Annotated in this window: 5 protein-coding genes; all 5 read right to left on the reverse strand. The window is 39.5% G+C overall.

Going from position 1 to position 4,785, the window contains the following annotated elements:
* A partial coding sequence (gene codY / locus AC52RT_RS10835; RefSeq protein WP_495540754.1) for a GTP-sensing pleiotropic transcriptional regulator CodY occupies positions 1–747 on the reverse strand: 747 nt, incomplete at its 3' end.
* 116 nt (positions 748–863) lie between these two features.
* Positions 864–2,267, reverse strand: coding sequence for an ATP-dependent protease ATPase subunit HslU (gene hslU, locus AC52RT_RS10840; protein ID WP_340849634.1), 1,404 nt, complete (start codon positions 2,265–2,267; stop codon positions 864–866).
* Positions 2,268–2,285: 18 nt separating this feature from the next.
* On the reverse strand, positions 2,286–2,828 hold the full coding sequence (gene hslV, locus AC52RT_RS10845) for an ATP-dependent protease subunit HslV (protein WP_040373190.1): 543 nt from the start codon (positions 2,826–2,828) through the stop codon (positions 2,286–2,288).
* Positions 2,829–2,851: 23 nt separating this feature from the next.
* The gene (gene xerC, locus AC52RT_RS10850; protein ID WP_495540755.1) at positions 2,852–3,751 is read right to left on the reverse strand and encodes a tyrosine recombinase XerC; all 900 of its coding nucleotides are present in this window, start codon (positions 3,749–3,751) and stop codon (positions 2,852–2,854) included.
* 59 nt (positions 3,752–3,810) lie between these two features.
* On the reverse strand, positions 3,811–4,785 hold a 975-nt coding region (trmFO, locus tag AC52RT_RS10855), incomplete at its 5' end, for an FADH(2)-oxidizing methylenetetrahydrofolate--tRNA-(uracil(54)-C(5))-methyltransferase TrmFO (RefSeq protein ID WP_495540756.1).

Consider the following 4,785-nt stretch of genomic DNA (forward strand, 5'->3'; position numbering starts at 1 on the left):
GAATTTATCATTTAACACTTTGATATATGTTCCCTTCATACCCAGTGAACGAGACTCAATGACACCAGCGCTTTCTAGTTTACGCAAAGCATTAACAATTACTGAACGAGTAATTCCAACACGATCGGCAATCTTAGAAGCAACCAGTAGACCTTCTCTGCCATTCAATTCTTCAAAGATATGTTCAATTGCTTCTAATTCACTATATGACAGCGAACTAATAGCCATTTGAACAACAGCTTTACTTCTTGCTTCTTCTTCAATCGCTTCAGCTTTTTCGTGAAGGATTTCCATGCCGACTACAGTTGCGCCGTATTCCGCAAGAATTAGATCATCATCATGGAATTTTTCTTCAAGACGAGCAAGAATCAATGTACCTAAACGATCTCCTCCGCCAACGATTGGAACAATAGTTGTTAAGCCTGCAGCAAACATTTGCTTGTTCTCAACAGGAAATGCCGTATACGAGCTGTCAATATCAAGGTTTGATGATGTTTCAGGAATGTTAAACAAGCTCTTTGTATATTCCTCAGGGAATTGACGGTCTTCAAGCATTTGCACCATACGCTCATTTTCGATTTTCTGGTTGATCGCAAAGCCAAGAAGCTTTCCTCTTCTGCTTACCACAAATACGTTCGATTCAATCACTTCACTTAAGCTCTCAGCCATTTCTTTAAAGTTAACCGGTTTTCCAGCTGTATTTTGAAGCATTGCATTAATTTTTCTTGTTTTTGATAATAAATTCATTAAAAATTTCCTCCTATAAAATCTGTGTATCCTAAGTATGCCGTTACATTTTATACAGAGCAGAAAGGGTACTAGTATTTCTCTACCCTTCCTAACCCTTTTCAATCGTAATTTCTTTAAAGAATAAACTGGCTGAGATCTTTGTTTCTTGATATCGAACCTAATTTGTCTTCTACATACTGAGGGGTAATCGTAATTTTGTCCATTGTAATTTCTGGGGCTTCGAAAGATAAATCTTCCAGCAGTTTTTCCATGATTGTATGCAGGCGACGGGCTCCGATATTATCAGTATTTTGATTGACCTCAAATGCCACTTCTGCAATCTTACGAATAGCTTCGTCAGAAAATTCAATTTCTATACCTTCAACTGCCAATAAGGCCACATATTGTTTAAGAAGAGCATTATCCGGTTCATGTAGAATGCGAACAAAATCCTCTACTGATAATTTTTGAAGTTCTACCCTAATTGGGAATCTTCCTTGTAGTTCTGGAATCAAGTCAGACGGCTTAGCCATATGGAAAGCACCTGCAGCCATGAAGAGAACATGATCTGTTTTCACAGAACCATATTTCGTTACAACTGTTGACCCTTCTACGATAGGCAGGATATCTCTTTGCACACCTTCCCGAGATACATCTGCAGAAGATCCACCCTTTTTACTGGCAATTTTATCGATCTCATCAATAAAAATAATTCCAGATTGTTCTGCACGGAATACGGCCTCTTGAGTCACTTCATCCATATCAATCAATTTGCCCGCTTCTTCATTAGTGAGAACAATTCTTGCTTCACTAACTTTAAGCTTACGTTTCTTTTTCTTTTTAGGCATAAGATTACCTAGAGCATCCTGCATATTCATGCCCATTTGCTCCATCCCAGAGCCTTGCAGCATATCAAACATCGATGCTTGCTGCTCTTCTACCTCTACGGTGATCAACTCATTTTCAAGTTCGCCTTTGGCAAGCTTTTCTCTAACAATCCAACGTTTTTCTTGAAGGCTTACATCCTCAGATTTAGCAGATTCCTGCTCTGCTTCTTGATTAGTTCCTCCAAAAAACATTTCTAACGGATTTTTAAAGTTATTTTGTTTTTTACCAGAAGGTACTAACAGTTCAACCAAGCGGCGGTTTGCATTTTCTTCAGCAAGTTCCTGCACACTGATTTTCTTCTCTTCTTTGACGAGGCGGACAGCTGTTTCTACAAGATCTCGAACCATTGATTCAACATCTCTGCCCACATAACCTACTTCTGTGAACTTCGTTGCTTCTACCTTAATAAACGGTGCAGCAACTAATTTAGCAAGCCGGCGTGCTATTTCTGTCTTCCCGACGCCTGTCGGACCTATCATTAGAATATTTTTTGGAACGACTTCATCGCGCAGCTGGTCCTGTAAAAGACTACGGCGGTATCTGTTACGGAGTGCAATAGCTACTGCCCTCTTAGCATCACGTTGCCCAACTATATATTGATCAAGCTTTTCAACAATCTGTCTAGGTGTTAAATTAGCTTTACTATCCATATACGCAGCTCCCTTCGATTACAGCTCTTCCACAATAATATTAGTATTCGTAAACACACAAATTTCCGCTGCTATTTGCAAAGAATTCTCTGCAATTTCTCTAGCAGTTAAACTGTCTCCCGAGAATCGTTTTAACGCTCTTCCAGCTGAAAGTGCATAATTCCCTCCAGAACCGATTGCCAAAATTCCATCATCCGGCTCAATGACTTCACCCGTACCTGAAACAAGCAGGATATCGGTTTTATCCATGACAATTAACATCGCCTCAAGTTTACGCAGAATATTGTCACTTCTCCATTGTTTGGCAAGTTCTACTGCAGCACGCTGCAAATTACCATTGTACTCTTCAAGCTTCGCTTCAAACATTTCAAACAAAGTAAATGCATCTGCCACTGATCCGGCGAAGCCTGCTAATACAGTACCATTAAAGATTCTTCTGACTTTTCTTGCTGTATGCTTCATGACGACAGAATTGCCTAGTGTCACCTGTCCGTCTCCAGACATGGCACATTCGCCTTTGTGGTGGACAGCGAATATTGTGGTTGCGTGAAATTCACCCATAATGATTCTCCTTCCTCATAGTCCTAAGCTCTTGGATGTGATGCATTATATACCTTCCGCAGTTGTTCTTTCGTAACATGAGTATAAATTTGCGTACTTGATATATTAGAATGTCCCAAAAGCTCTTGAACGGCTCTAAGATCAGCTCCATTATTCAGTAAATGTGTTGCAAATGAATGTCTTAACATATGTGGATGCAAATCGCCTTCGACCGCAGCCCTTTTAACTAATTCATTTAAAATATAACGGACTCCCCTAGGTGTTAGCGGTTCGCCTCGAAGATTTAAAAATACATAGCGATGTTCCTTGCCTTTAGAGGCTACTAGTTCAGCTCGAGCATTTTTTATGTAAGACGTAAGCGCATCTACGCAGAAGTCCCCCATCGGAACATAGCGGTCTTTCTTACCTTTACCATGGACCAAAACGGTACCCAATGAAATATCGAGATCCTGTAATTGAATATTACAACATTCACTAACACGAATACCGGTTGCATAGAGCAATTCTAAAAGTGCCAGATCTCTCGAACCAGCGGTATCATCTAGGCTGATGGCCGAAAAAAGCAAATTAATTTCCTCTTCATACATGAAACGAGGAAGCATCTGATCTTTTTTCGGCAAAGAAACGAGACCAAAAGGATTTTCAGTCACAATCTCTTCACGCATCAGGAATTTATAAAAGCTGCGCAGGCAGGATGTCTTCCTTGCCACAGATCGCTTAGATAGGTTTCTATTGTATAGACCCGTCAAGAATAATCGGACATCAAAATATTCAACAGAAGTAAATGAGATTCCTTGCTCATTCATGAACATAAAGAATTCCTCAATATCCCGTTGATAGTTTTCGATTGTATAGTGTGAAGAGTTCTTTTCAATTTGCAGATATTCTACAAATAATTGTAAGGCTTGCTCTTTACTAACCACTAAAACACCCCGCAAAGCTTCTAAATAGTAACACAGAATTTTTTTTCAAGCAATTTTTCTTACAAATTTTTCATAAATTTCTGAATAGTTTCCAATGCACGCTCAGCATGTTGTTCATTTCGCTCTTTTTTCCCTCTTATTTTTGTCTCAAGATCTGGAAATAAACCGAAGTTCGCGTTCATAGGCTGAAAACTTTTCGAATTAGTTGACGTAATGTATCTAGCCATACTTCCCATTGCTGTTTCAGCAGGGAACACTAATGGTTCTTCTCCTGAAGCAAGTTTTGCAGCATTAATTCCAGCTACCAATCCTGATGCTGCTGACTCTACATAGCCTTCAACGCCAGTCATTTGACCAGCAAAGAATAAATCTGAACGGTTTTTAAACTGGTATGTCGGCAGAAGGACTTTAGGTGAGTTAATGAACGTATTTCGATGCATAACGCCGTAACGGACGATTTCTGCTTTTTCTAGTCCTGGGATAAGTTGAAGAACTTCTTTTTGCGGCCCCCACTTTAAATGTGTCTGGAATCCGACAATATTATATAAAGTACCTGCTGCATCATCTTGGCGAAGTTGAATAACGGCAAATGGTCGTTTTCCTGTTTTAGGATCTTCTAGTCCAACTGGTTTTAATGGACCAAAAAGCATCGTTTTTCTGCCTCTGGCAGCCATGACTTCAATCGGCATACAACCTTCAAAGAAGATTTCTTTTTCAAATTCTTTTAGCGGCACTGTTTCAGCTGCAATAAGGGCTTCATAAAAACGATCGAATTCCTCTTCAGTCATAGGGCAATTTAAATAGGCAGCTTCCCCTTTATCATACCGTGATTTCAAATATACTTTATCGAGGTCTATGCTGTCTTTTTCAATGATTGGAGCAGCCGCATCATAAAAGTATAAATACTCTTCATCCATGATTTGTTTAAGGCTTTCTGAAAGTGCTGGACTAGTCAATGGACCCGTCGCAATAATGGTTGTTCCTTCTGGAATCTCTGTTATTTCTTCATTAATAACCGTCACATTAGGATGATT

This window comes from Peribacillus sp. (assembly GCF_059453735.1).